The sequence below is a fragment of the Ruegeria sp. ABM4_193 genome (genome assembly GCF_056158705.1).
This window is the reverse complement of the sequence record NZ_JBSWTT010000001.1, coordinates 1,810,546-1,835,109: the sequence shown is the minus strand read 5'-3', so window position 1 is coordinate 1,835,109 and position 24,564 is coordinate 1,810,546. Positions and strand designations below refer to the sequence as shown.

Below are 24,564 nucleotides of genomic sequence, written 5' to 3'. Positions count from 1 at the left end.
AAGCGAAGTCCGAAGGGTCAGTTAAGACGGCCCATCGCAACGGCCACATCGGCCATACGAACCGAGAAACCCCATTCGTTGTCATACCAGGCCAGAACACGGACCAGGCGATTGTCGACAACGCGGGTCTGATCCGGCGCGAAGATCGAGCTTTCTTCGGTGTGGTTGAAATCGGTCGAGACCAGCGGTGCGGGTTCAAAACCGAGTACGCGCTGCATCGGGCCTTTGGCGGCTTCTTCGACGATAGCGTTGACTTCCTCGACGGTTACATCGCGCGCGGCACGGAAGGTCAGGTCAACAGCCGAGACATTCGGGGTAGGGACGCGGATCGCGGACCCGTCCAGACGGCCTTTCAGGTTTGGCAGAACTTCGCCCAACGCCTTGGCGGCTCCGGTCGAGGTCGGGATCATCGACATAGCTGCGGCGCGGGCGCGGTACAGGTCGCTGTGGCGACGGTCCAGGGTCGGCTGATCGCCAGTATAGGCGTGGATCGTGGTCATGATGCCGTTTTCGATGCCGATACCTTCGTCCAGAACCTTGGCCAGCGGGGCCAGGCAGTTGGTGGTGCAGGAGCCATTTGAAACCATGTTATCGTTTGCGGTCAGCGTGTTGTGGTTCACGCCGAAGACGATGGTCTTGTCGACATTCTTGCCAGGGGCGGACAACAGAACCTTGCCAGCGCCACGCTCAAGGTGGGTTTTCGCCTTGGTGCCGTCGTTAAACTTGCCGGTGCATTCCAGAACGACGTCGCAGCCTTCCCAGTCCAACTCGGCCATGTCGTAGGTCGAGAACATCTGCATCGGACCGCGGCCCAGATCCATGGTGTTGCCTTCGATGGAAACCTCGCGGGGGAAACGCCCGTGGATACTGTCATATTTCAGCAGATGCGCCGAGGTTTCCAACGGGCCGGTGGCGTTGACTTTTATCACTTCGATGTCGTTGCGCCCCGAAGCGGCGATGTGCGACAGGGTGCAGCGGCCAATGCGGCCAAAACCATTGATACCGACCTTGATGGTCATGTGACGTCTCCAGATGCGCTTGCTTTGTGGGCCATATAGCGGCGAAATGGGAATCTCAAAAGGGCAAAAACGGCATATTTTTAAGGTGTTAGCGCAAACCTGCGCCGATTGCGCTAACGCTTGCGCTAGCTGAGAGATCAGGTAGGGTCCGGGTGCGGCAGGTGACAGGAAAGGACACGCGATGAGCGGACTGTTGGCCCTTTTGGATGATGTGGCGGGAATTGCCAAAGTGGCGGCCGCTTCGGTCGACGACGTGGTTGCGGCGGCAGGTAAGGCCGGGGCCAAGACTGCCGGGGTGATCATCGACGACGCGGCGGTCACACCGAAATATGTTCAGGGGTTTGCGCCTGCTCGTGAGTTGCCGATCATCTGGCGCATTGCGCGAGGGTCGATTTTCAACAAGATCATCCTGTTGCTGCCGGTGGCACTGTTGCTTGCCAATTTCGCGCCTTGGCTGATCACCCCGTTACTTATGATTGGAGGGTCATATCTTTGTTTTGAGGGGGCCGAGAAGATATTTCACGTCTTGTTCCCCCATGGCAGCCACGCCATCGAACAAGACATGGACGTTCGTGACCCCGGTCATTTGGAGGAACAAAAGGTAAAAGGCGCGATCAAGACGGACTTTATTCTGTCAGCTGAGATCATGACCATTGCTTTGGCAGCGATCGAAGCGCCTAACCTGTGGATGCAGGCCGCTACGCTCGCCGTGGTCGGGATCGGGGTAACGGTCGCCGTTTATGGGTCCGTCGCGCTGATCGTGAAAATGGATGATGTCGGGCTTTATCTGGCGAACAACGCGCCGACACCTATCGGTCGCGGTCTGGGTCGAGGGTTGGTCAAGGCAATGCCCGGCGTAATGAAAACCCTGTCTATTGTCGGAACTGCAGCGATGTTGTGGGTGGGGGGATCGATCGTCATCCACGGGATGGAGGTTCTGGGTTTTGGCTGGCTGGGTCATCACATCCACGATTGGGCATATGCCATTGGACATTCGGCGTCTGAACAATGGGTTGGGGCAGTTGAATGGATTTCCAAAGCTACAATGGATGGCATTTTCGGTTTGGCATGGGGCCTGGTGTTAATCCCGATAGCGACCAAGGTTATCGGACCAGCGCTGGGTATGTTCTCTGGTTCTGAAGCAAAGCATTGAACCCTTGCCGACAAGTGACGTTAGGTTGCAATGGCGACATGCCGCCAAAAGGTTAGTGTCGCCGAAGGTGCAACAGAACTGGTTTCCTCATGTCCGCTTATTCATTGGTCGATGTTCTTGAAGCGCGAGAGACAATTGACAACCGGCTAAAGTTTCCTGTCCCGGCGAACTGGATGCAGGGCCGCACGACTTTTGGTGGGTTTTCGTCTGCGCTGATGCTGGCTACCATCTTCGAACGGCACGACGGGTTACCTCCTTTGCGGTCCGCATTGATCAATTTCACGGCCCCGATCGGCACCCCGCCAACGATTGGCACCGAAATTCTGCGGCAGGGCCGTAACGTGACGATCATCAACGTTCGAGCCGAAATCGAAGGAAAAGTCGCGGCGCTGGGTACGTTTTCGTTTGGTGTCCCTCAGGACAGCCACGTCGCGTTTGATCATCCTGCGCAACCAGCCCCGAAACCCGAAGAAACCGACCCCTATTTCCCGCCGGGTTTACCCCGACCACCCATTCCGTTTCTTGAGAATTTCGATGTCAGACTTGTTGACGGTGCTTTGCCGTTTTCAGGAGCAGAGAGAGGCTACCTGCGCCTTTGGGCGCGTCACAAAGATCCGCGGATGTGGAGCCGGATGGAAGGGTTGATCTCGGTCGCGGATCTACCGCCGCCTGCGATCTATCCGACCCTCAAGAAACCCGGCCCAAATTCTTCGATGAACTGGATTTTCAATGTGTTGTCAGAAGAAATTGAGACGCGTGAAGGGTGGTTCCTGTTGGAACATCAACTGACAGCTGGGCACGATGGCTACAGCTCGCAAGTCATGCGTGTGTGGAATACTGACGGTGATCTGATTGTGGACGGGATGCAGTCAGTTATTATTTTCGTCTAACAAAAAAGCCCCGGCAAAAACCGGGGCTTTTTTAACTGATAAGCAGGGATTAACCCAGCAGTTCTTTGACCTTGGCTACGGTCGCTTCTGCGGTGATGCCGAAGTGCTTGTAAAGCTCGCCTGCCGGGGCTGACGCGCCAAAGCTCGACATGCCGATGAAGCCGGCCTTGGCTTCGCGGCCACGCTCGCCCAACAACCAACGGTCCCAGCCACCAGCGCGAACAGCGGCTTCGATGCCAACGCGGACGGGGCCAGCGGGCAGAACGCGCTTGCGATAGGCTTCGTCCTGTTGCGCGAACAGCTCCATACAGGGCATCGAGACGACGCGGGTGCCGATGCCTTCGGCCTCGAGCATCGCTTTGGCTTCCATGGCCAGCGACACTTCGGACCCGGTGGCGATCAGGATGGCCTGACGTTTGCCTTCGGCTTCGGCCAGAACATAAGCACCCTGTGCAACCAGGTTCTTGGTCTTATGCTGGGTGCGCACTGTCGGCACACCTTGGCGGGTCAGCGACAGAACCGAGGGGCTGTCCTTGAAGGTCAGCGCCAGTTCCCACGCTTCAGCCGTTTCAACCGTGTCAGCGGGGCGGAACACATAGGTGTTCGGCGTTGCGCGTGAGATGGCCAGATGTTCAACCGGTTGGTGGGTCGGGCCGTCTTCGCCCAGACCGATCGAGTCATGGGTCATTACGAAGACCGACGGGATTTTCATCAGAGCCGCCAAACGCATGGACGGGCGGGCATAGTCGGTGAAGGCCATGAATGTACCGCCATAGGGGCGGATGCCACCATGCAGTGCCATGCCGTTCATCGCAGCGGCCATGCCGTGTTCGCGAATACCGTAATGGATATAGCGCCCTTTGCGGTTTTCCGGCAGGAACACACCCATATCGGCCGATTTGGTGTTGTTCGAGCCGGTCAGGTCGGCCGAGCCGCCAACGGTTTCGGTCATGATCGGGTTCACGACGTTCAGAACTTTTTCCGACGAAGCGCGCGTAGCCAGCTTTGGTTGATCTTCCGAAACTTGCTTTTTGAAAGAACGAATGGCGCCAGCCAGCTTTTTAGGGGCTTCAAACGCGTAGGCACGATTGAACTCGGCCTGCTTGCGTTCGGAAAGTTGTGCGAAACGCTCTTCCCAGGCTGCTCGTTCTGCAGCACCACGTGCGCCAATGGCTTCCCATGCGGATTTCACGTTTGCAGGCACTTCGAACGCGTCGTGAGGCCAGTCATAGGCTTCTTTGGCTGCTTTCAACTGATCCTGATCGGTCAGCGCGCCGTGGCCTTTTGACGTATCCTGTGCTGCATGACCCAGCGCGATATGGCTTTCACATGCGATCATGGTCGGTTTGCTGGATTTCTTAGCGTCGACAATGGCCGCATCAATGGCTTTTGGATCATGGCCATCGATCTCGATCACATGCCAGCCCGAGGCTGCAAAGCGGCGCACCTGATCGGTGCGGTCGGCAATATCGACGGTGCCGTCGATGGTGATGTTGTTGTTGTCCCAGAAGACGATCAGTTTGCTCAGTTCATGACGACCGGCCAGGGTGATCGCTTCTTGGCTGACGCCTTCCATCAGGCAGCCGTCGCCCGCGATGACGTAGGTGTAGTGATCAACAACCTTCTTGCCGTAATGCGCGCGCTGGATTTCTTCGGCCATGGCAAAGCCCACAGCGTTCGAGATGCCCTGACCCAGCGGGCCGGTGGTGGTCTCGATACCGTCGACCAAGAAGTTTTCAGGGTGGCCTGCCGTTTTTGCGCCCAACTGACGGAAGTTCTTGATCTCTTCCAGTGTCACGTCTGCGTGGCCGGTGAGATACAGCAGCGAGTATACCAGCATCGAGCCGTGACCAGCCGACAGGATGAACCGGTCGCGGTCGGGCCAGCTTGGGTTTGATGCGTCGAATTTCAGGTGCTTTTCGAACAATACGGTCGCAACATCGGCCATGCCCATGGGCATACCGGAATGGCCGGAATTGGCGGCAGCGACGGCATCAAGGGTCAGGGTGCGGATGGCCGCAGCTTTGTCCCAGTGTTCGGGGTTGGCATTGCGCAGCGCAGTCAAGTCCACGGGCGTTGTTCCTTTGGGTTTTGAAGCAGATTGCGCGCTCAATACCATTCAATACCCAAAGTGCAAGCGGAACCGGGGTGAATCGGGGTGGGATGCATGAAGAGCGGGGCTCAAGTCGTTGAAAGCAAACAGTGGGTATTTTCTGTCGCATTCCGCTAGACTGTCAGAAGGCGGGATTCGGTTTTGATTCGGATCGCATCGAAACAGAATGAACCTTGATAAAGAGGTGACAGGGGCATGAGCCAGATAGAAGACTTACAGCACCGCATTATTGCTGCGATGGACCGCATCGGCGCGGGTGTCGATGCATTGGGCGCTGCACCCCGGGATATTGCACCGGACGAGGGGCTTCAAACTGCACTTGAGGACGAACGCGTCGCCAACGCGCAGCTTCAGGAACGGCTGAAATCTCTGAAACAACAGCATGAACAGCAAGTTGATGGCTTGCGCGCCGATCTTGAGGAACTACGCGCTGCCCCGTCTGACAGCGCTGAAACCGACGCACTGCGCGCCGAGCTGGAGGAAGCCCGTGCCAAGATCACTTCGGTGGAAGCGGCACGTGCCGAGCTGGCCGAAGCCAAGGCAGCGCTGGACAACAGCGCGGAGCTGGACTCACTAAAAGCCGAAAACGAAAAGATGCGGGCAGAGTTGGACACATTGGAAGATCCTGAGCCGTTAAAGGCGGAACTGGAACAGCTGCGCGGAATGCTGGATCAGGCCAAGGCGGTTGAGGCGGAAAACAACCGCCTAAAGACCGAGTTGGAAGATACCGTGCGTGTCGATGATCTGAGCGCTGAACTGGAAATGTTGCGTGCTGAACGGGCCAGTCATGGGGCAGCAATGTCTCGTCTGGATGACGATTTGCAGCGCATGCGCAAAGCGAATGAACAATTGCGCAGCGCCGTTGACGAATTGCGTGCGGCGGCCACTGAGGGTTTGACAGACGCGGAACTCTTGAACCGCGCAACAGTCGCCGAACTAGAGGCAACGCGCGCGGCGCAAGCCTCGGACGCGGCTGAAGCGCAGGCTGTTCTGGCGCGGCTGGAACCTCTGCTGTCGCAGGCGAAACTTGTAGAAGGTGAGGTAGAGTAATGCCTGAAGTGACCATTAATATCGGCGGTCGCGGCTTTGACGTTTCGTGCCGGGACGGTGAAGAACCTTTTCTGCACTCCGCAGCCAAGATGCTGGATGATGAAGCCCAGGTTTTGTCCGATCAGATCGGCAGGATGCCTGAATCCCGGATGCTTCTGATGGCGGGTCTCATGCTGGCTGACAAAACAGCGGCGACAGAAGACAAGGTGAAATCGCTTGAGGCCAAGCTGGCCGAGGCTGAGGCTGAACTTCAGGGCCTCAGGAACGCTCCGCCGCCAGAGCCGGAGCGGGTCGAAGTGGCGGTGGTTCCGCCCTCTGTCACGGACACACTGGCAGAGCTGGCAGCACGGGCAGAAGCCCTTGCAGCTGTCGTCGAGGAGAAGAAAGCATAATGACTTTGTTGCGAAACGCGCTGTTCGCTGCTGCGCTGGCTTTGCCTGCAACATCTGCAATGGCAGAGATTGACATATTGTCCGTCACATTCACCTGCGAGAACGGCATACCTTTGCCTGTGACTTACTTCAACGCGCCAGATGGTTCGGGCGCGGCGGCAACAATGGTGGATAATACTCTGGTCGCCATGCGCCAGGTGGAAAGCGGATCAGGCATCCGGTACGAATCCACCGGCGATGAGGGAACCTATATCCTGCGCTCAAAAGGCTGGAACGCGTCGATCAGCTATTTGGCGGCAGGTGCCGCCAATGAGCAGACGATCTATCAGGACTGTTCCAGCCGGTAATTTGGCTTAAGCGTTTGCTTCACGAATTTTGTCGGCTGCATCTTTGTTGTAGCCGACACCGTTTTCGTCAAACAGTGTGTCCAGTTCACCCGACAAGGTCATTTCAGTGATGATGTCGCAACCGCCAACGAATTCGCCTTTGACGTACAGCTGCGGCACGGTCGGCCAATCCGAGTAGTCCTTGATACCCTGACGGATTTCTTCGTCTGCCAGAACGTTCACGTCGGCATAGTCGACGCCCATATAGTTTAGTACGCCTGCCACACGGGATGAGAAGCCGCACTGGGGCATCTCTTTGGTGCCTTTCATATACAGCACCACGTCATTGGCTTTGACGGTTTCATCGATCTGGGTTTTCACATCGGTCATTTCGCGTTTCCTTTGCTCTTCGGCATTATTGCTTTGGCGAAGTTTTGTGGGTCTTTGGGGATATGGGTCTGCGCCGAGCCAATTGCACCGTCATGTGATGAGTAAGATGAGTGGAGAAGGTGGTTTCCACGTCCAGGTGACGATCCTCGGTTTGTATTGCGCCCAGTCTTTGAATGGTTCAACGCTATCAGCGCGATGAGCACGACAAAGACGGAAACAGCAATCAAAATAACGATCGCGTGCTCCATATCACTCCGGCACTTTGGTGGTCAGCGCCAGCGCGTGCAGTTCTCCATCCGGGCCGTCCATTTTGCCTTTCAGGGCCGCGTAGACAGCGCGTTGCTGTTGAACGCGGTTCTTGCCGCGAAAGCTTTCGTCCACGACCATGGCGGACATATGCACGCCATCGCTGCCGCCAACCTGAATTTCCGCGTTGGGAAAGCTCTCGCGCAGCAGGGATTTAATCTCGTGGGCGCTCATCGGCATGTAGGTTCACTCCTGAAAGTCTTTCCCAAGATGTAGAGCGATGGGGCGGGGCGTGCAAGATGGCACGTGTCGACAAACTCGGCAAATCCTACGCGCGGTTAGACGCATAGGATTTCCGTGTTTGAGACGAGCTGAAGCCTGTATTTTAGGCCACAGCCGCGGCAAAGCTGGTGCGGAAGGTGTCCGTCAGCTCGGCAAGCGGAGCCTCGGAGCCACCGATTTTCACGCTATCACCGGTGAAGCGTCCAACCGAGACCAGCGGAACACCGGCCTGACCGGCAGCAATCATCAGTGCCTCGGCCTGATCGAAGTTGCAGGCGACCAGATAGCGGGCCTGATCTTCGCCAAACAGGAATTCGGTCGGGGCCTCGTCCAGGTGAACACCAACGCCAGCCGCTTCGGCCAATTCAAAGGCGGCCAGTGCAAGACCGCCATCGCCAAGGTCGGTACACGCTTTGACCATCTCGCGGTTGGCGCGAATGAAGTCACCGTTGCGCTTTTCAGCATCCAGATCGACATGCGGCGCATCGCCGTCTTCGCGGTTGAACACTTCGGCAAGCAGGGCGGATTGACCAAGATGGCCTTTGGTTTCACCAATGATCAGCGCGACGTGGCCTTCGCGAACCTCGTTGCCGATGATCTCGTCCGAATGGGACAACAGGCCAACCGCACCGATGGTCGGTGTTGGAAGGATCGCTTGACCGTCGGTCTCGTTGTACAGCGACACGTTGCCCGAAACGATAGGCATATCCAACGCGCCGACGGCAGCACCGATGCCCTGAATGGCGCCAACAAACTGGCCCATGATCTCGGGCTTTTCGGGGTTGCCGAAGTTTAGGTTATCGGTGGTAGCTAGCGGCTTGGCCCCAACAGCGGTCAGGTTGCGATAGGCTTCGGCCACAGCTTGTTTGCCGCCTTCAACCGGGTTGGCGCGCACATAGCGTGGGGTCACGTCACTGGTGAAGGCCAGCACCTTGTCGGTTCCATGGACGCGTACCATTCCTGCGCCCAGACCCGGTGTGCGGGCGCTGTCCGCCATGACCATGGTGTCGTATTGTTCGTACACCCACTGCTTGCCCGCGTAGTTGGGCGAAGAGAGCAGGGCGCGCAGCCCGTCAATAGGGTCGATCTGAGGGACTTCGGCTAGGTCTTCGGCCTCGGGCGTCGGTTCCCATGGGCGGTCATATTCCGGTGCGGTCGAAGACAGTTTGGACAGAACCAGATCGGCTTTCACCTCGCCATTGTGCATGATCAGGAAGCGGTCTTCGGCAATGGTCTCACCTACGATGGCAAAGTCCAGATCCCATTTCTCGAACACGGCGCGGGCTTCAGCTTCAAGTTCGGGCTTCAGCACCATCAGCATGCGTTCCTGAGATTCCGACAGCATCATCTCATAGGCTGTCATATTCTCTTCGCGCTGAGGCACGTTTTCCAGATCAAGACGTACGCCCAGGCCACCTTTGTCGCCCATTTCAACGGCAGAGCAGGTCAGGCCAGCGGCACCCATATCCTGGATCGAGATCACGGCACCGGTCTGCATCAGTTCCAGCGTCGCTTCCATCAGGCGCTTTTCCGTGAAGGGGTCGCCGACCTGAACGGTGGGGCGTTTTTCTTCGATGGTGTCGTCAAACTCAGCCGATGCCATGGTCGCACCGCCGACACCGTCACGGCCGGTTTTTGCGCCCAGATACACGACGGGCATACCCACGCCGGAGGCGGCCGAGTAGAAAATCTTGTCGCTGTCGGCCAGACCTGCCGCGAATGCGTTCACAAGGCAGTTGCCGTTATAGGCCGGGTGGAAACGGACTTCACCGCCCACGCAAGGCACGCCGAAGCAGTTGCCATAACCGCCAATGCCTTCGACCACGCCATTCACCAGCTGGCGGGTTTTGTGGTGGCCGGGCTCACCGAAGGACAGCGCGTTCATGGACGCGATCGGGCGGGCACCCATGGTAAAGACGTCGCGCAGGATACCTCCGACACCGGTCGCGGCACCTTGGTAAGGTTCGATATAAGACGGGTGGTTGTGGCTTTCCATCTTGAAGACCACGGCCTGACCGTCGCCGATATCAACCACGCCCGCGTTTTCACCCGGACCACAGATCACCTGAGGGCCCGAGGTGGGCAGGGTTCGCAGCCATTTCTTGGACGACTTGTAGGAACAATGCTCGTTCCACATAGCCGAGAAGATACCCAGTTCGGTAAAGGTCGGTTCACGCCCAATGATCTCGAGGATCATGTCGTATTCCTCGGGCTTGAGCCCATGTGCAGCAATCAGATCGGGTGTGATGGCGGGCTCTTGCATCTTCTGTCCTGTGTCCAAGTGGGCCGAGATTGCGCGCCTTTTAGGGCAAGCGGGCGCGTGTGGAAAGGGTCAAGACGGCGCAGGGTGCGTCTTTCAAAGAAAAACGGAACCGACGTTAGGGTCGGTTCCGTAAAAGGCGCTCAATCGTAAGCGCAAATCTTTGGCGTACCCAGTGCGGATTACGCTGAACCTTGATCTTTGTTGAGCTCGGCCGCAGCCGCGGCACCCACGGCTGCTTTCTGCTCCGGTGACAGGTTCTCGGCTTCGTCCAGACCCGGGATCGCGACGCGTACCTCGCGGCGGGCAAAGTCGATGCCGTTTTCCTTAAAGGCGGCCTTGACCCTGTTGAAGATCTCCTTGCGCAGGGTGAACTGCTTGCCTGGCTTGGCCATGAACTTGCCCCGGATGATCATGCCGACATCGTCAAAGTCGAAGACACCCTGAGATTTGAAGGGCTGAAGGAAACCATCCTTGTGGGTTTCGTCCTCCATCATCTCGGCACCGATCTTTTTGAAGATCTTCTTGACCTTGTTGGGGTCGGTATCGAAAGGCACGGTGAACTTCAGCTTCATGATCACCCAGTCGCGGCTGAAATTGGTCAGTTTCTGAATCTCACCGTAAGGAATGGTGTGCACCGGACCGCGGTGGTGACGCAGTTGCATCGACCGGATCGAGATTTTCTCGACCGTGCCCATCGTGCCTCCAACATCCACATACTCGCCCACGCGGAACGCATCGTCGATCAAGAAGAAAACACCACCCACGATATCGGCAACAAGTTTCTGAGCGCCAAAACCGATGGCCAGACCCAGAACACCGGCACCAGCCAGTAAAGGCGTGATGTTGATGCCCAACGCCCCAAGCGCCAGCAGGCCGAATATCACTGCGATCGTGATCTGCGCCGTAATCCGCATCAGCGGCAGAACGGTCGCCAGACGAGAGCCTCCGGCACCGCCACCTTCGCCGCCGGCCTCTTCATCAAGGGCCTCGGCCGCAGTTTGTTCCCTGGCCAACCGGCGGTTGATCCACAGCGAGACAACCTCGTTCAGGATATAGCCGACAGCGATGATCAGCAGGAACTCGATGACAGCGCCGCCAACTTCGGCACTGACACCAGCCGAAGCAACGTTACGCAGATCAAGTTGCCATGTGCGTGCGATCATGAACACCACGATGAGACCCGCGATAACGCGGCCAATCCGGATGTAACTGCGTTTCGCAGAACGGTAGGCACGTTCGGCCAAGGGGCCTTCGCCAGACATGGGGGGCTGCAAATGGCGCACCAATCCACGGATCAGTGTGTCCATCGCGGGAGCGATCAACAACCAGAACATGGTTGTGAAATGCGCACCGCTGGTGAGCAGTCTCAATGTCGATGGATCGCGCTGTGCGACCAAGAACTCGACCAGCAGCCAGATTGCCACCGAAACGCCGATGGCGAAATAAGGGTAATAATGCGCGACTTCCTCGTCGAATTTTGAATGATCCGGGTCTGTACCCAGCATCATCTGAGAAAGTCCTTCGCGTGCGGTCCACGCGATTATTGCGATGTAGATGTGGATTGCTGCGTTCAGCCAGAAGCCAAGGCGTGTCTCGCCAGCAGTAACACCATTGAGCGCGTTGAACCGAACGATGAACAGCGTAAACCCGATCAGTATCAACAGACCGATGAGGTTGCGGTACAGGTATTTTGCCCAATGGTCGTCAACGTTAACCAACCGAAGTCGTGGTTTCTCAGGTGCCAAAACAAAGCGTGACGCGGCAGCGCCCAGACGAGGAATCCAAATCAAATAGAAGACAAACGGAGCAGCATATGTGATTTGTTCAGGCGTCAGTAAACCACGACCAATTGCCCTTATGACAACATAGAACACGATCAACCCGGCGATTTCGCGGCAAAACCGGCGGAATAGATAGCTGACTGCGCCCCAAAGGTCAGCCTCATCCGAGGCTTCAGTCGCTTCATGCCAGCGACGGGTCAGGAAAATGAACAGCTTTTCAGCTATGAATCCCACAATCAGCACAGACAGGATAAGCCCGAACAAAGTAAATACGCCGGTCGTTCCGAACGTGTCACTAAAGTTGCTGAACGCGGTCATCTGCGCCGTAACGATGTTGGGAAGCGTGGTCAGAACGTGTGTCCAGGACGAGACCATCTCGGCCCAGATTTCGCTTATTTCGGTCAAGGGGTCTTCCACGTCCGCTTTCTCGGCGGCTTGTTTTTCTGCGACTGCATCCAGCCGTTCCAAAAGAATTGCGCGTACCTGGTCATCGGACATACGCGCAACCAGATCGTCGACCTGTTCGGGTGTCAGGTCTTCAGGAATGGTCACTGTAGAGGTTGTGCCGGTGTCTTGCGCATATAGCGGCACTGCTAAAAATAAAGCGGAAATGATCGCCAGCATGAGGCCGAGTGGGTGGAGCATTGATTTTCCCTCGAACACGAAATTGTTTCGTTTTTTTGGGATCATATGCCTATGCGTGTATTTTTCCCAGAGCTTTCGCTGGCTAAATGCTTTTGGCCGCGCAAAAAAAAGGCCGAGCTATAAGCTCGGCCGTAGTCCAACAGGGAGGTATGAAGATGATGAGCGTTTCAGCATCACCGCCTTCGAGTGCTCATTTAGGGGTCAGTTTGTGAACGTTCAAGGAATTTAACTCTGTAAAGACCTCATGCCCGATATGCTATGGGCGCATAGCTAGAGTTTTCCCATCTGTTTCAGTTGTTTGCGCTGTGCAATGATCTCGTCCTGGACAAAATCTCGGAACGCACCAACGCGTTTAGAATGTCTGAGTTCTTCGGGATAGGCCAGATAAACAGGAACATCAGCGGTTTCGATGTCAGACAAGACAGGGACAAGATGCGGAAAATCCTGGGTCACATAGTCCGGCAGAACGCCAATGCCCAAATTGTGCAGAACCCCTTGCAGGACACCGAAATAGTTGTTCACGGTCAGCAATGAGCCGGGATTATAAGTCATCAGGTGACGTACCATGGCGGCACTTGCACCGACCTGTGGTGCCGCAGGGGTCTGGCAGATCAAGCGGTGATCTTTGATTTCCTCAAGCGATTTCAGCATTCCGCCATGGGTCTCAATATAGTCCTGAGTCGCGTACAGCATCATTTGCACTGTCATCAGGCGCTTGCGAACCAGATCGGCCTGGCTGGGCTCTTTCATTCGAATGGCAACATCTGCCTCGCGCATGGGCAGGTCCAGAACCCTCTCTTCCAGCATCAGATCGATATTGAGGTCGGGATATTCCTCGTACAATTTTGGCAGGCGCGGGGCCAGCCAGAGTGTGCCGAAACCAAAGGTCGTTGTGACGCGCAAGACGCCAAAAACCTCTTCCTCACTGTCCCGAATGCGCGCGGCTGCTGCATCAAGACGTTTTGACATGGCGGAAGTGGCGTCGAAAAGCAATTCACCCTGCTCGGTGAGAATCAGCCCTCGGGCGTGACGGTGGAAAAGGGTGGAATCCAGCGATTCTTCCAGGGCACGGATCTGCCGGCTCACGGCAGATTGAGACAGATTGAGCTTGTCACCCGCATGGGTGAGGCTGCCTGCATCGGCTACTGCGTGAAATATTCTAAGCTTGTCCCAATCCATCGCCGCAACTTTCGTTATCCATTTGAACGCCTATATGAAAGAGGTGACAAGTTCCACATTCAAAGGGCGAAATCGTTACTTATCAGTGGATAAATCCTATACAGGTCAGAAATTATGACCTAAAATGCACCGAAATAAAGCACACTGATCTGACGAGGGGAGACGTCTGATAAGTCAGCCACAGATAACATTGAACGACAGGTTCGATCTTGAGAAAAACCCCGTTCTGTTGAACGGAACTCAGGCGCTTGTTCGGTTGATGCTGATGCAAAAAGCCAGAGATCGGCAGGCGGGCCTGAATACGGCGGGTCTTGTAACTGGGTATCGGGGGTCGCCCCTTGGCGCTGTTGATCAGCAAATGATGCGGGCTCAAAAACCGCTGGCCGAAAACGACGTGACGTTTCAGTTCGGCTTAAACGAAGATCTCGCAGCGACCGCCCTGTGGGGCAGTCAGCAAGCAGGGTTGCGGGGCGACGGCAAGTTCGACGGGGTTTTCGGACTTTGGTACGGCAAAGGTCCAGGGGTCGACCGATCCGGTGACGTTATGCGCCACGCGAACATGGCCGGTACGGCCAAGCACGGCGGCGTCCTGATGGCAATGGGCGATGATCACACCGGCGAAAGCTCGACCGTTCTGCACCAGTCAGAATGGTCTCTGGTCGATATGTATATGCCGATTGTCAGCCCCGCTGGCGTTCAGGAAATTCTGGACTACGGCATATACGGCTTCGCACTCAGTCGCTTTGCTGGGGTCTGGGTCGGCTTGAAAACGATGAAAGACACAATCGAGGTCACATCGGTTGTGGACGGCAGCCCTGACCGAATGCAGGTTGTTTTGCCCGAGTTCGACATGCCGGACGGCGGGTTGAATATTCGTTTGGGCGATACCCCGCATCTGCAGGAAACGCGTGTCATCGACTACAAGAGGTTCGCGGCCGAGACGTTTTCTCATGCCAATAAGCTCGACAAGCGGATGTGGGGCAAGCCGGGGGCCAAGATCGGATTCGTCGCAGCGGGCAAGAATTGGTTGGATCTATCCCATGCTCTATCGCTTTTGAATATCGACGAAGGCGAAGCTGAGCGGCTGGGCATCACCACGTACAAAGTTGGGCAGACCTTCCCGCTGGATATGGCCGGGTTCCATGACTGGGCCGAAGGGCTGGACTTGATTGTGATCGTCGAGGAAAAGCGCAAGCTGATCGAAGTTCAGGTCAAAGAGGCCATTTTTGACGACCGGCGTGGTCGCAGGGTTTATGGCTGGTACAAAGGTGGGGCCGGGACGTTGCACCGGGAGGAACTGTTCCCGACACGCGGCGCGTTGGATCCGATCATGATCGCGGAAAAACTGGGCGAAATCCTGATCGAGGAAGGGTGTGAAACTGAAGGCATCAACGCCGGGCTTGCATCGTTGTCCGAAGCTCGCCGGGCCGACAACGCGCAGGAAATCGCGACACGGCTTCCGTATTTCTGCTCGGGCTGTCCGCATAACAGTTCCACCAAAGTGCCGGATGGCAGCCGCGCCTATGCCGGTATCGGCTGTCACTACATGGTTCAGTGGATGGACCGCGAGACGACAGGTTTCACCCAAATGGGCGGTGAAGGCGCGAACTGGATAGGTGAAGCTCCGTTTTCGACTACCAAACATGTGTTCCAGAACCTGGGCGACGGCACTTATAACCATTCGGGCGTTCAGGCGATCCGGGCGGCGTTGTCTGCAGGAACGAACATCACCTTCAAAATCCTGTTCAACGACGCGGTCGCCATGACCGGTGGGCAGGACAATGAAGGTGACCTGACTGCAGAACGGATCGTTGCCGAGGTCAAGGCGATGGGCGTCCGTGAAGTCGCGCTGGTCTATGACGAAAAGGAAGACGTAAACTTCAAGGCGCTGCCTGCAAGCGTTCAGACATATGAGCGCGCGGATCTTATGCAGGTGCAGGAGAAATTCCGCGAGATCGAAGGTGTCTCGGTCATTGTCTATGTTCAGACCTGCGCGGCTGAAAAACGCCGCCGTCGCAAGCGAGGCACATTCCCGGACCCAGACAAACGTGTGTTCATCAACACCGATGTTTGCGAAGGCTGCGGCGATTGTGGGGTGCAGTCGAACTGCGTATCGATCGTGCCGAAACAGACCGAACTGGGCCGTAAGCGAGCCATTGATCAGTCAAGTTGCAACAAGGACTTTTCCTGCCTGAACGGGTTCTGCCCCTCGTTCGTGACCCTTGAGGGTGCGAAAATCCGCAAAGAGGCAACGACCGAGATCGACCTGCCGGATTTGCCGATGCCGGAGCTTCCCGAGATCAAGGGAACGCACAACGTGGTAATTACGGGTGTTGGTGGAACAGGCGTCGTCACCCTTGGTGCAATTCTTGCTCAGGCCGCGCAGATCGATGGCAAAGGCGCCGGCATGATGGAAATGGCGGGCCTGGCGCAGAAAGGTGGCGCGGTTCATATCCACTGCCGTCTGGCCAATCGTCCCGAAGATATCAGCGCGATCCGCGTTGCCACCGGTGAAGCCCATGCACTGATCGGCGGTGATTTGGTGGTTTCCGCCGGGGCGAAGACCTTGGGCCTGACGCGCACAGGACGTACTGGTGCAGTCGTGAACAGCCATGAAACGGTCACTGGCGACTTCACACGCAATACGGAGTTTCGCATTCCAGCCGATCAGTTGGAACTGGCCTTGCAGGCGCGGCTGAAAGAAGATGTCTCATTGTTTGACGCAACCGATCTGGCGCGCGCCGTGATGGGGGATTCGATCTATTCCAACATGATGATCTTCGGGGCGACCTGGCAGCGCGGGTTGTTGCCGGTCAGCCATCAGGCGATCTTTGACGCCATCGAGTTGAACGGAACGGCGGTCGAACGGAACAAGCGTGCGTTTGATATCGGTCGTTGGGCGGTGCTGCATCCGGATGAGGTACAGTCCATACTGTCCCCAACCGTGGCCGAGATGCCCAAAACGCTGGACCAGATCATCGAGTTCCGTGCGCAGCACCTGACCGATTACCAAAGTGCCCGGCTGGCAAAACGGTATCGTAAGTTGGTGGACAGTGTAGAGGATGTCGAGGTGCGCGAAGCGGTGGCAAAGGGCTATCACAAGCTTCTGTCATACAAGGATGAATACGAGGTTGCGCGCCTTCTACTGGCCAGTCGGGAAAAGGCGGCGGCCGAGTTTGATGGCGATTTTAAGATGACCTTCCATTTGGCACCGCCGATTTTCGGAGGATCGGGCAGTAACGGCAGGCCCAAGAAGCGCGCATTCAGCGAATCTGTTTTGGGCCCTTTGAAACTGCTGACAAAGTTGAAGGCGCTGCGTGGTACACCGTTCGATGTTTTCGGATATTCGTCCGAACGCAAGATGGAGCGCGCTTTGATCCGGCAGTACGAAAAGGACATGCGCGAAGTGCTGCCTTTATTGTCGCAGGACACGCGTGATGCGATCTCTGGCTTGGCTCGACTGCCGCTCGATATCCGTGGTTTCGGACCTGTTTTGCAGGAAAACGAGGCTAAAGCGGCCAAACGGCGCGAGGAGTTGCTGGCATCGATCCGAAGCGGTGGGCCTGAGTTGAAGGCTGCGGCGGAGTAACTCGTCACAACCCTGTCACGATGGCTAGGCAAAATTGTTACTTGCACTTATTTTGCAGGCAACAAACCGGAGACCCAAATGCCTTCTCGTCGTCATGCTGTTCGTGACATCTCTTATGCCCATTCCGCTGAAACCAAAGGCGGGCGAATGGTCATCAAACTTATGGAGAATACCACGGGTCGAATGCGCCTGATCAAACGCGCGGATGGATACGAGAAAGACGTTGCCAACGGGCGCGACTTTTGGGCCGTTATGGTCGAACGCTATGGGCTGACATTGGATGTTGTGGGCGGATCTCTTGCGAACATTCCGGCAGATGGCCCCCTGATCCTGATCGCCAATCATCCCTATGGCATTCTGGATGGCCTGATGATGGGGCATATTCTGTCTGAGACACGCGGAGATTTCCGAATTCTGGCGCATCGGGTTTTTCGCAAGGCCGAGGATCTGAACCGTATCATTCTGCCTATTTCGTTTGATGAGACGAAAGAAGCGATGAAGCTGAATTTGGAGACGCGCAAAACGGCTCTCAACTATCTGGGCGAGGGCGGGGCAATTGGCATTTTCCCCGGAGGCACGGTCAGCACCGGCGTCAAGCCGTTTGCCCATCCTATGGATCCGGGTTGGCGCGGCTTTACCGCTCGGATGGTGGCAAAGTCCAATGCCACCGTGGTGCCGGTTTTCTTTGATGGGCACACGTCGCGCCTGTTCCAGATCGCAAGCCATTTGCACAACACGCTGCGCATGGGCTTGCTGATCAAAGAATTCAAAAAGCGCGTGGATACGCCTGTGAAAGTGGTGATCGGAGAACCTATAGGGCGCGACGTTCTGGATCCATTGGGTAAGGATACGCGCAAGATGATGGATTTCCTGCGCAAAGCCACGTATGAGCTGTCTCCAGAGCCGTTGGAGTCATATGACTACGGCTATGAATTTGAGGAACGGCATCGCGCCTGAAGGGGCAAATGGCAGTAGGTATCTTTGATTCCGGTTTGGGCGGTCTGACCGTCCTGAACGCCGCGCAGCAACGGCTGCCCGACGTGGATTTCCTGTATTTTGCGGACAGTGCACATGCACCTTACGGTGTACGTGATGCCGAGGATATCTATCAGCTGACCCGCAAAGCCGTGCACGAGCTGTGGGATCGCGGGTGCAATCTGGTGATTCTGGCCTGCAACACCGCAAGCGCTGCCGCTCTGCGACGGATGCAGGAAGAAGGCGTGCCCGACGGCAAGCGGGTGCTGGGCGTCTTTGTTCCCTTGATCGAAGCCCTGACTGAGCGGCAATGGGGGGATAACTCGCCGCCGCGCGAAGTGGCTGTCAAGCACGTGGCGTTGTTCGCCACGCCTGCCACTGTGTCCAGCCGGGCCTTTCAACGGGAACTGGCATTCCGCGCAATCGGTGTGGATGTCGAGGCGCAAGCCTGTGGCGGCGTGGTCGACGCTATTGAAGATGGCGACATGATCCTGGCGGAGGCTCTGGTTCGTAGCCATGTGGATGCTTTGAAACGAAAAATGCCCGAGCCGCAGGCCGCGATTTTAGGCTGCACACACTATCCGTTGATGGCCGAGACCTTTCAGGCCGCCTTGGGTTCAGATGTTCAGGTCTTTAGCCAAGGGGATCTGGTGGCCGAAAGCCTGGCCGATTATCTGCAACGTCACCCCAATATGTTGGGCGATGGCGCTGGTGGCTATCTGACCACGGGCAAGCCGGGTTTTGTCAGTGATCGTGCAACGCAATTCCTCCGACGACAAATCTCGTTCGAGGCGGCCTGATTTAGGTCAAGGACGCACTTCCCCGAATTTTCTAATTCAAAGACCGTCACATCGGCGGTCGTGATATGTGACACATGCAAAGAAGAGGTCTGACATGACCCACAAAATCGCAATTTTGGGCGCTTCTGGGTACACCGGCGCTGAACTGGTGCGGCTGATCGCCGAGCACCCGAATATGGACATTGTTGCTTTGGCCGCCGAACGGAAGGCAGGCATGAGCATGGCGCAGGTCTTCCCGCATCTACGTCACATGGACTTGCCGGATCTGTGCAAGATTTCCGAGATCGATTTTTCCAATGTTGATCTGTGTTTCTGCGCTTTGCCGCACAAAACCAGCCAAGAGGTGATCCGGGACCTGCCGAAAGACTTGAAGATCATTGATTTGTCAGCCGATTTCCGGCTGCAGGACCCGGATGAGTATGAGAAGTGGTATGGCAACCCGCACAGCGCTTTGGAACAGCAGGAAGAAGCCGTTTATGGTCTGACCGAGTTCTATCGGGAGGAGATCAGGTCAGCGCGGTTGGTCGCTGGTACAGGCTGCAACGCGGCGACAGGGCAGTATGTGCTGCGTCCGTTGATCTCTGCCGGTGTCATTGATCTAGATGATATTGTGCTGGATCTGAAATGCGCCGTGTCGGGCGCTGGCCGGTCGCTGAAGGAAAACCTGCTGCACGCAGAGCTCAGCGAAGGTGCCAATGCCTACGCTATCGGTGGCACGCACCGGCATCTGGGTGAGTTTGATCAGGAATTCTCGAAGCTTGCAGGTCGCACTGTGCATGTACAGTTCACGCCGCATTTGATTCCGGCAAACCGGGGCATTCTGGCAACGACCTATGTAAAGGGTGATCCACAAAGCGTCTATGAAACGCTGGCAAAGATTTATGCAGACGAGCCCTTTATCCAGATGCTGCCTATGGGAGAGGCACCTTCGACCCATCACGTCAGAGGGTCGAACTTCTGTCATATCGGTGTGGTCGCAGACAGAATTGAACGTCGCGCAATCGTGATTGCCGCGCTGGATAACCTGACAAAAGGTAGCAGTGGCCAAGCCTTGCAGAACGCCAACCTGATGTTAGGTGAGGATGAAACTTTGGGCCTGATGATGGCCCCTCTATTCCCGTGAGGACGGTATGAAAACGCTCAAGAAACGTCGTCGAGTACAAGTCATTCTGGTAGCGGTCGTTGCCTTGGTGGCATCGACGGCTTTGATTGGGTGGGCCTTGCAGGATGGCATCAACTTTTTCCGTTCACCCAGCGAGGTAATTGCCGAGCCGCCGAAACCGACCGAGGTGTTCCGCATTGGCGGGCTGGTGGAAGAAGGCTCGATCATTCGCGGGCAGGGTGAAACCGTGCATTTTGTGGTTACAGATGGGGGCGAGAGTGTCCCGGTTTCGTTTACCGGTGTCCTGCCTGATCTGTTTACCGAGAACCAGGGTATGGTTGGCACCGGAAGCTATGTGAACGGCGTGTTCGAAGCGACTGAAATCCTTGCCAAACATGATGAAACCTACATGCCGAAAGAGGTTATGGACGCGCTGAAAGAGCAGGGCGTTTATAAAGAAGCAGAGGGAAGCTGAACGCAGCTGCGCTGCGTGCCTCTGGCAGAGGTATTTTTGAACAGAAGAAGCGGGGCGTTGCGCGCAATAGCGGGCAGCGCCCTTTGCAATTACCGTGTTGTAAGTTGTTTGCAGGACCGTTGCTCTGATCAACGAGTTGGGGAAGATGATGCAAACGGTTCGGCAGATCGCGAAAGAGATCGTAGCGCGGGAAGGCGCGTTTGTGGATGATCCGGACGATCCCGGTGGTGCCACAAAATATGGCGTAACCATTCACACCATGCGGCGTTTGGGATTGGATTTGAGTGGCGACGGTGTGGTTGACCGACGTGATGTGCAGGGTTTGACCCAGCGGCAGGCGGTCGAGATATTCGTACGTCATTACTTTGAGAAGCCCGGCATCTCGCGGTTGCCTGATCTGCTGCAGGCTTCGGTCTTTGACATGTATGTGAACGCCGGGGCGCAGGCGATAAAGATTCTGCAGCGGTTGTTGCGGGACATGGGATTCAATGTGGTTGTGGATGGCGTAATTGGTGCCAAGACCGCAGCAGCTTGCGAAAAAGCAGCGCAGCCGGAGCCAATTGCTTTGCGGGATGCCTACGGGGTGGCGCGGCGGAACTACTATTTTCGCCTTGCTGATCGGCGACCGGCCTCGAGAAAATATGCGCGCAGCCGGTCGGGGGGCAAAGGTGGCTGGATCAAACGCGCAGAAGAGTTTTTGTCAGAGCGATACCATCTTTCTGACGCCGAGTTTCTGGGAAGGGTTGCGGCATGGGGTTGATCTCGGGTGTTTTGGCGCTGTTGTTCGGGAACGGGCGGAACGCGGTTCGGGAAACCGTTGAGATTTACCGTGAGAACACTGAAGCAAGTGCGCAGAGAGGTGCCGAGGCGCAAGCGCAGGCCATGTTGCAGTTTGGTGGTGAGTTTCAAACTGCACAAAAAGGATCATTTGACCGATTCATGAATGGGGTAAACCGGTTGCCACGCCCGGCTTTGGCCTTGGGAACATTGGGTTTGTTTGTGGCCGCCATGGTGGACCCGTTGTGGTTTGCTGCAAGGATGCAGGGCATGGCCTTGGTGCCAGAGCCCATGTGGTGGTTGTTGGGTGTCATCGTGTCCTTCTATTTTGGGGCGCGGCATCAGTTGAAAACGCAAGAGTTTCAGAAGGATATCAGTGCGACCATGTTGCGATTGCCTGCCGTTCTGAACAATCTCGAGCAGCTGCGCGAACTGCGCAGCGATAGTCCGGGCGCTGCGGATCCCGGATCAGGTTCCGCTTTGTCGCAGGACATTACGCACCCCGATGCCAACCCAGCGCTGGACGATTGGCGCAAGCATCGCAGGGCGTGACCCGCGACACTATGTGCCCCCGGATCGGGCGAAAGTTATTGGCCCCCGGATTGGCCCCGGAGTATATTCCGGGGCATGATTACAGAACTCGGCCACTTCGCCCTTATCCTCGCCTTCTTTGTCGCCATCGTGCAAAGTGTAGTGCCCTTGATCGGGGCTTCTAAACGTTGGGCCGGATGGATGGCATTTGCCGAACCCTCGGCCATCGTTCAGTTCCTGCTGACGGCATTTTCCTTCGGTGCGTTGATCTGGGCTTTTGTCGTGTCGGATTTTTCCCTGAGGATCGTGGTTGAGAACAGCCATTCGGCCAAGCCGATGATCTACAAGATCAGTGGCACATGGGGGAACCACGAAGGATCCATGTTGCTGTGGGTGTTGATTGTCACCTTGTTTGGCGCATTGGCCGCGTTCTTTGGAGGTGGGTTGCCGCCGACGCTCAAGGCCCGCGTGCTGGCGGTGCAATCGTCTATAGCGGTAGCGTTTTTTGCCTTTATCCTGTTCACGTCGAACCCGTTTGACCGACTTGCAATTGCGCCGTTTGACGGGCGCGACCTGAATCCGTTGTTGCAAGACCCGGGCTTGGCGTTTCATCCGCCCTTTCTGTACCTCGGCTATGTGGGGCTGAGCATGGCGTTCAGCTTTGCCATCGCGGCCCTGATCGAAGGGCGTGTCGATGCAGCATGGGGGCGTTGGGTACGACCCTGGACACTGGCGGCCTGGGTGTTTTTGACCATTGGTATCGCGCTGGGGTCATGGTGGGCTTACTACGAATTGGGCTGGGGCGGGTTCTGGTTCTGGGATCCGGTCGAGAATGCGTCGTTCATGCCCTGGCTTCTGGCAGCCGCTTTGCTGCACTCTGCCATCGTTGTGGAGAAGCGCGAAGCGCTGAAAAGCTGGACTATTCTGCTTGCGATTATCGCGTTCGGATTTTCACTGATCGGCACGTTCATTGTGCGTTCGGGTCTTTTGACTTCGGTACATGCCTTCGCCACCGATCCTGAACGTGGTGTGTTCATCCTGATGATCCTGGTGTTCTTCATTGGTGGGGCGCTGACATTGTTTGCCGCGCGCGCCCAAGCGATGGAGGCCAAGGGCGTCTTTGGCATGGTCAGCCGCGAAAGCGCTTTGGTGGCCAACAATGTTCTGCTGGCCGTCAGTTGCTTCGTTGTTTTTGTGGGCACCATGTGGCCAATGGTGGCCGAGATGATGTTCGACCGGAAGCTTTCGGTCGGGGCTCCGTTTTTCAACGCCGCATTCTCTCCGTTTATGGTGCTACTCGGGCTGATCCTGCCGATCGGTTCGATGCTTCCTTGGAAACGTGGAAGGATTGGAAAGACGGCTTGGTCTCTGCGTTACGCCTTTGGGCTGGCGCTGGCGATTGCGTTGCTTGTTTGGGCGATGCAGACCGGACGCAGCGCGCTGGGGCCGGTGGGTCTGTTCCTTGGGGCGTGGATTACGTTTGGGGCCGCCATCGATTTGTGGAGCCGCACGGGCCGCAACGGCAGCCTGAAACGCCTGTTCCGCCTGCCGGGTGCAGATTGGGGTAAAGCGGTGGCGCATACGGGTCTGGGCGTCACCATCTTTGCCGTGGCTGGTCTAACCGCTTGGGAGGCCGAAGATATCCGCGTCGCGCAACCCAATCAGCCCTTTGAAGTGGGGCAGTTCACGCTGACTCTACAAGACGTGCGATTGGTTGAAGGGCCGAACTATTTCTCGACCACGGCAGATGTTCTGGTTGAAAAGAATGGACGCCCGATTGGGACACTTCACCCTGAAAAGCGGGACTATCCGGTTGCCCGCATGCCCACGACCGAGGCCGCGATTGATTACCGTTTCCTGGGTGATCTTTACGTTGTGATCGGTGATCAACAGGCAGATGGGGGCTGGGTCATGCGCACTTATATCAAGCCGTTCGCGAACTGGATCTGGGCTGGCTGCATCCTGATGTCACTTGGCGGTATCCTCAGCCTGTGTGACAGGCGGTTCCGGGTGGCTGCGGGGGCGCGAAAAACCCCGGTTGGCGGAGTACCCGCAGAATGAAACGCCTTGTACTGATCCTGATGATGCTGGCGACACCCGTGTTTTCGGTGCAGCCGGACGAGGTTTTGGATGATCCGGTGCTAGAACAACGGGCTCGCGACCTCAGCACCGGATTGCGTTGCCTTGTTTGTCGGAACGAAAGCATCGACGAAAGCAACGCCGATCTGGCGCGTGATTTGCGTTTGCTGCTGCGGGAACGTCTGGTTGCAGGTGATACCGACGAACAGGCCATCGCGTTTATCGTTGATCGCTATGGTGAGTACGTTTTGCTTAAGCCAACCACCAGCGGCTCGAACCTGTTCCTTTGGCTCGCTGGCCCTATCATGCTGTTGATTGCGGCTGGGGTTGGGCTGAACTTTCTGCGCAACCGTGCCAAAGCTCATGCGTCAGTTGAAAGCACGACGCTGAGTGAAGACGAAAAGGAGCGTCTGCGCCGAATTCTTGAAGACTGACGTTTGGTTCTGCCTTTACCTTCTTGATTGGGCCAGTAAGTGTTCGAAAACGCTTGGCGCGACGGGAGGGTTT

The 24,564-nt window shown here is 56.6% G+C and carries 21 protein-coding genes; 14 read left to right on the top strand and 7 right to left on the bottom strand.

Annotated features, from left to right (window positions below; all coding sequences use genetic code 11):
* Nucleotides 1–17: 17 nt before the first annotated feature.
* Nucleotides 18–1,019 carry a type I glyceraldehyde-3-phosphate dehydrogenase gene (gene gap / locus ACXADZ_RS09215; RefSeq protein WP_171089803.1) on the bottom strand — a complete coding sequence of 334 codons (1,002 nt, stop codon included), beginning with the start codon at nt 1,017–1,019 and terminating at the stop codon, nt 18–20.
* Nucleotides 1,020–1,200: 181 nt separating this feature from the next.
* On the opposite strand from gap, the gene ACXADZ_RS09210 reads away from it, so the two are divergent.
* Together ACXADZ_RS09210 and ACXADZ_RS09205 are read left to right on the top strand one after the other, a co-directional pair.
* Complete coding sequence (locus tag ACXADZ_RS09210; protein ID WP_171089805.1) at nt 1,201–2,172, top strand: DUF808 domain-containing protein; 972 nt, start codon at nt 1,201–1,203, stop codon at nt 2,170–2,172.
* Between the two features lie 89 nt (nt 2,173–2,261).
* Nucleotides 2,262–3,062 carry a thioesterase family protein gene (locus tag ACXADZ_RS09205; protein WP_475195404.1) on the top strand — a complete coding sequence of 267 codons (801 nt, stop codon included), beginning with the start codon at nt 2,262–2,264 and terminating at the stop codon, nt 3,060–3,062.
* Between the two features lie 49 nt (nt 3,063–3,111).
* Here ACXADZ_RS09205 and tkt read toward each other — a convergent pair whose 3' ends face one another.
* Nucleotides 3,112–5,133, bottom strand: a complete 2,022-nt coding sequence (gene tkt, locus ACXADZ_RS09200) for a transketolase (RefSeq protein WP_475195400.1) — start codon at nt 5,131–5,133, stop codon at nt 3,112–3,114.
* Nucleotides 5,134–5,370: 237 nt separating this feature from the next.
* Between tkt and ACXADZ_RS09195 the strand changes: the two genes are divergently transcribed.
* Genes ACXADZ_RS09195 through ACXADZ_RS09185 form a run of 3 tightly spaced genes read left to right on the top strand, consistent with a single transcriptional unit; the run spans nt 5,371 to nt 6,964 of the window.
* On the top strand, nt 5,371–6,225 hold the full coding sequence (locus ACXADZ_RS09195; RefSeq protein WP_171183024.1) for a hypothetical protein: 855 nt from the start codon (nt 5,371–5,373) through the stop codon (nt 6,223–6,225).
* Complete coding sequence (locus ACXADZ_RS09190; RefSeq protein WP_171089813.1) at nt 6,225–6,617, top strand: cell division protein ZapA; 393 nt, start codon at nt 6,225–6,227, stop codon at nt 6,615–6,617. The genes ACXADZ_RS09195 and ACXADZ_RS09190 overlap by 1 nt, the downstream gene beginning before the upstream one ends.
* Nucleotides 6,617–6,964 (top strand): MliC family protein, encoded by a 348-nt coding sequence (locus ACXADZ_RS09185; protein WP_171183026.1) that lies wholly within the window; start codon nt 6,617–6,619, stop codon nt 6,962–6,964. Before ACXADZ_RS09190 ends, ACXADZ_RS09185 begins: the two co-directional genes overlap by 1 nt.
* A 6-nt stretch (nt 6,965–6,970) precedes the next feature.
* On the opposite strand, the gene grxD is transcribed toward ACXADZ_RS09185, so the two are convergent.
* The 5 genes from grxD to ACXADZ_RS09160 form a co-directional block, all read right to left on the bottom strand.
* A complete protein-coding gene (gene grxD / locus ACXADZ_RS09180; protein ID WP_171089818.1) occupies nt 6,971–7,333 on the bottom strand; it encodes a Grx4 family monothiol glutaredoxin in 363 nt (120 codons plus the stop codon).
* Between the two features lie 249 nt (nt 7,334–7,582).
* Entirely contained in the window at nt 7,583–7,819 is a 237-nt protein-coding gene (locus ACXADZ_RS09175) for a BolA family protein (protein ID WP_475195382.1), read from the bottom strand.
* A 145-nt stretch (nt 7,820–7,964) separates the two neighbouring features.
* Nucleotides 7,965–10,124 (bottom strand): phosphoribosylformylglycinamidine synthase subunit PurL, encoded by a 2,160-nt coding sequence (gene purL / locus ACXADZ_RS09170; RefSeq protein WP_475195378.1) that lies wholly within the window; start codon nt 10,122–10,124, stop codon nt 7,965–7,967.
* A 179-nt stretch (nt 10,125–10,303) separates the two neighbouring features.
* Complete coding sequence (locus tag ACXADZ_RS09165; protein ID WP_475195373.1) at nt 10,304–12,550, bottom strand: mechanosensitive ion channel family protein; 2,247 nt, start codon at nt 12,548–12,550, stop codon at nt 10,304–10,306.
* A gap of 270 nt (nt 12,551–12,820) precedes the next feature.
* Nucleotides 12,821–13,729: a LysR family transcriptional regulator gene (locus ACXADZ_RS09160; RefSeq protein WP_171089824.1), complete on the bottom strand. Its 909-nt coding sequence runs from the start codon at nt 13,727–13,729 to the stop codon at nt 12,821–12,823.
* 169 nt (nt 13,730–13,898) lie between these two features.
* On the opposite strand from ACXADZ_RS09160, the gene ACXADZ_RS09155 reads away from it, so the two are divergent.
* The 9 genes from ACXADZ_RS09155 to ACXADZ_RS09115 all read left to right on the top strand — a co-directional run bounded on the left by ACXADZ_RS09155 (nt 13,899) and on the right by ACXADZ_RS09115 (nt 24,491).
* Complete coding sequence (locus ACXADZ_RS09155; protein ID WP_475198539.1) at nt 13,899–17,318, top strand: indolepyruvate ferredoxin oxidoreductase family protein; 3,420 nt, start codon at nt 13,899–13,901, stop codon at nt 17,316–17,318.
* 78 nt (nt 17,319–17,396) lie between these two features.
* Nucleotides 17,397–18,275, top strand: coding sequence for a lysophospholipid acyltransferase family protein (locus ACXADZ_RS09150; RefSeq protein WP_171183032.1), 879 nt, complete (start codon nt 17,397–17,399; stop codon nt 18,273–18,275).
* Nucleotides 18,276–18,283: 8 nt separating this feature from the next.
* Entirely contained in the window at nt 18,284–19,093 is an 810-nt protein-coding gene (locus ACXADZ_RS09145) for a glutamate racemase (RefSeq protein WP_475195362.1), read from the top strand.
* 94 nt (nt 19,094–19,187) lie between these two features.
* Entirely contained in the window at nt 19,188–20,216 is a 1,029-nt protein-coding gene (gene argC / locus ACXADZ_RS09140) for an N-acetyl-gamma-glutamyl-phosphate reductase (RefSeq protein ID WP_475195358.1), read from the top strand.
* 7 nt (nt 20,217–20,223) lie between these two features.
* Complete coding sequence (gene ccmE, locus ACXADZ_RS09135) at nt 20,224–20,670, top strand: cytochrome c maturation protein CcmE (protein WP_171089834.1); 447 nt, start codon at nt 20,224–20,226, stop codon at nt 20,668–20,670.
* Nucleotides 20,671–20,818: 148 nt separating this feature from the next.
* Nucleotides 20,819–21,430, top strand: coding sequence for a holin-associated N-acetylmuramidase (locus ACXADZ_RS09130; protein ID WP_475198537.1), 612 nt, complete (start codon nt 20,819–20,821; stop codon nt 21,428–21,430).
* Nucleotides 21,421–21,999 (top strand): holin family protein, encoded by a 579-nt coding sequence (locus ACXADZ_RS09125; protein ID WP_475195352.1) that lies wholly within the window; start codon nt 21,421–21,423, stop codon nt 21,997–21,999. The genes ACXADZ_RS09130 and ACXADZ_RS09125 overlap by 10 nt, the downstream gene beginning before the upstream one ends.
* A gap of 75 nt (nt 22,000–22,074) precedes the next feature.
* Nucleotides 22,075–24,039: a heme lyase CcmF/NrfE family subunit gene (locus ACXADZ_RS09120; protein ID WP_171183040.1), complete on the top strand. Its 1,965-nt coding sequence runs from the start codon at nt 22,075–22,077 to the stop codon at nt 24,037–24,039.
* On the top strand, nt 24,036–24,491 hold the full coding sequence (locus tag ACXADZ_RS09115) for a cytochrome c-type biogenesis protein (protein WP_171668163.1): 456 nt from the start codon (nt 24,036–24,038) through the stop codon (nt 24,489–24,491). Before ACXADZ_RS09120 ends, ACXADZ_RS09115 begins: the two co-directional genes overlap by 4 nt.
* Nucleotides 24,492–24,564 lie beyond the last annotated feature (73 nt).

Excerpts from the sequence above, each read along its gene's own strand:
- purL (WP_475195378.1), bottom strand. The coding sequence starts at position 10,124 with ATGCAAGAGCCCGCCATCACACCCGATCTGATTGCTGCACATGGGCTC.
- ACXADZ_RS09115 (WP_171668163.1), top strand. The coding sequence starts at position 24,036 with ATGAAACGCCTTGTACTGATCCTGATGATGCTGGCGACACCCGTGTTT.
- ACXADZ_RS09175 (WP_475195382.1), bottom strand. The coding sequence starts at position 7,819 with ATGCCGATGAGCGCCCACGAGATTAAATCCCTGCTGCGCGAGAGCTTT.
- ACXADZ_RS09185 (WP_171183026.1), top strand. The coding sequence starts at position 6,617 with ATGACTTTGTTGCGAAACGCGCTGTTCGCTGCTGCGCTGGCTTTGCCT.
- ACXADZ_RS09145 (WP_475195362.1), top strand. The coding sequence starts at position 18,284 with ATGGCAGTAGGTATCTTTGATTCCGGTTTGGGCGGTCTGACCGTCCTG.
- grxD (WP_171089818.1), bottom strand. The coding sequence starts at position 7,333 with ATGACCGATGTGAAAACCCAGATCGATGAAACCGTCAAAGCCAATGAC.
- ACXADZ_RS09125 (WP_475195352.1), top strand. The coding sequence starts at position 21,421 with ATGGGGTTGATCTCGGGTGTTTTGGCGCTGTTGTTCGGGAACGGGCGG.
- ACXADZ_RS09165 (WP_475195373.1), bottom strand. The coding sequence starts at position 12,550 with ATGCTCCACCCACTCGGCCTCATGCTGGCGATCATTTCCGCTTTATTT.
- ccmE (WP_171089834.1), top strand. The coding sequence starts at position 20,224 with ATGAAAACGCTCAAGAAACGTCGTCGAGTACAAGTCATTCTGGTAGCG.
- argC (WP_475195358.1), top strand. The coding sequence starts at position 19,188 with ATGACCCACAAAATCGCAATTTTGGGCGCTTCTGGGTACACCGGCGCT.
- ACXADZ_RS09210 (WP_171089805.1), top strand. The coding sequence starts at position 1,201 with ATGAGCGGACTGTTGGCCCTTTTGGATGATGTGGCGGGAATTGCCAAA.
- ACXADZ_RS09120 (WP_171183040.1), top strand. The coding sequence starts at position 22,075 with ATGATTACAGAACTCGGCCACTTCGCCCTTATCCTCGCCTTCTTTGTC.
- ACXADZ_RS09150 (WP_171183032.1), top strand. The coding sequence starts at position 17,397 with ATGCCTTCTCGTCGTCATGCTGTTCGTGACATCTCTTATGCCCATTCC.
- gap (WP_171089803.1), bottom strand. The coding sequence starts at position 1,019 with ATGACCATCAAGGTCGGTATCAATGGTTTTGGCCGCATTGGCCGCTGC.
- ACXADZ_RS09160 (WP_171089824.1), bottom strand. The coding sequence starts at position 13,729 with ATGGATTGGGACAAGCTTAGAATATTTCACGCAGTAGCCGATGCAGGC.
- ACXADZ_RS09190 (WP_171089813.1), top strand. The coding sequence starts at position 6,225 with ATGCCTGAAGTGACCATTAATATCGGCGGTCGCGGCTTTGACGTTTCG.
- ACXADZ_RS09195 (WP_171183024.1), top strand. The coding sequence starts at position 5,371 with ATGAGCCAGATAGAAGACTTACAGCACCGCATTATTGCTGCGATGGAC.
- ACXADZ_RS09130 (WP_475198537.1), top strand. The coding sequence starts at position 20,819 with ATGCAAACGGTTCGGCAGATCGCGAAAGAGATCGTAGCGCGGGAAGGC.
- ACXADZ_RS09205 (WP_475195404.1), top strand. The coding sequence starts at position 2,262 with ATGTCCGCTTATTCATTGGTCGATGTTCTTGAAGCGCGAGAGACAATT.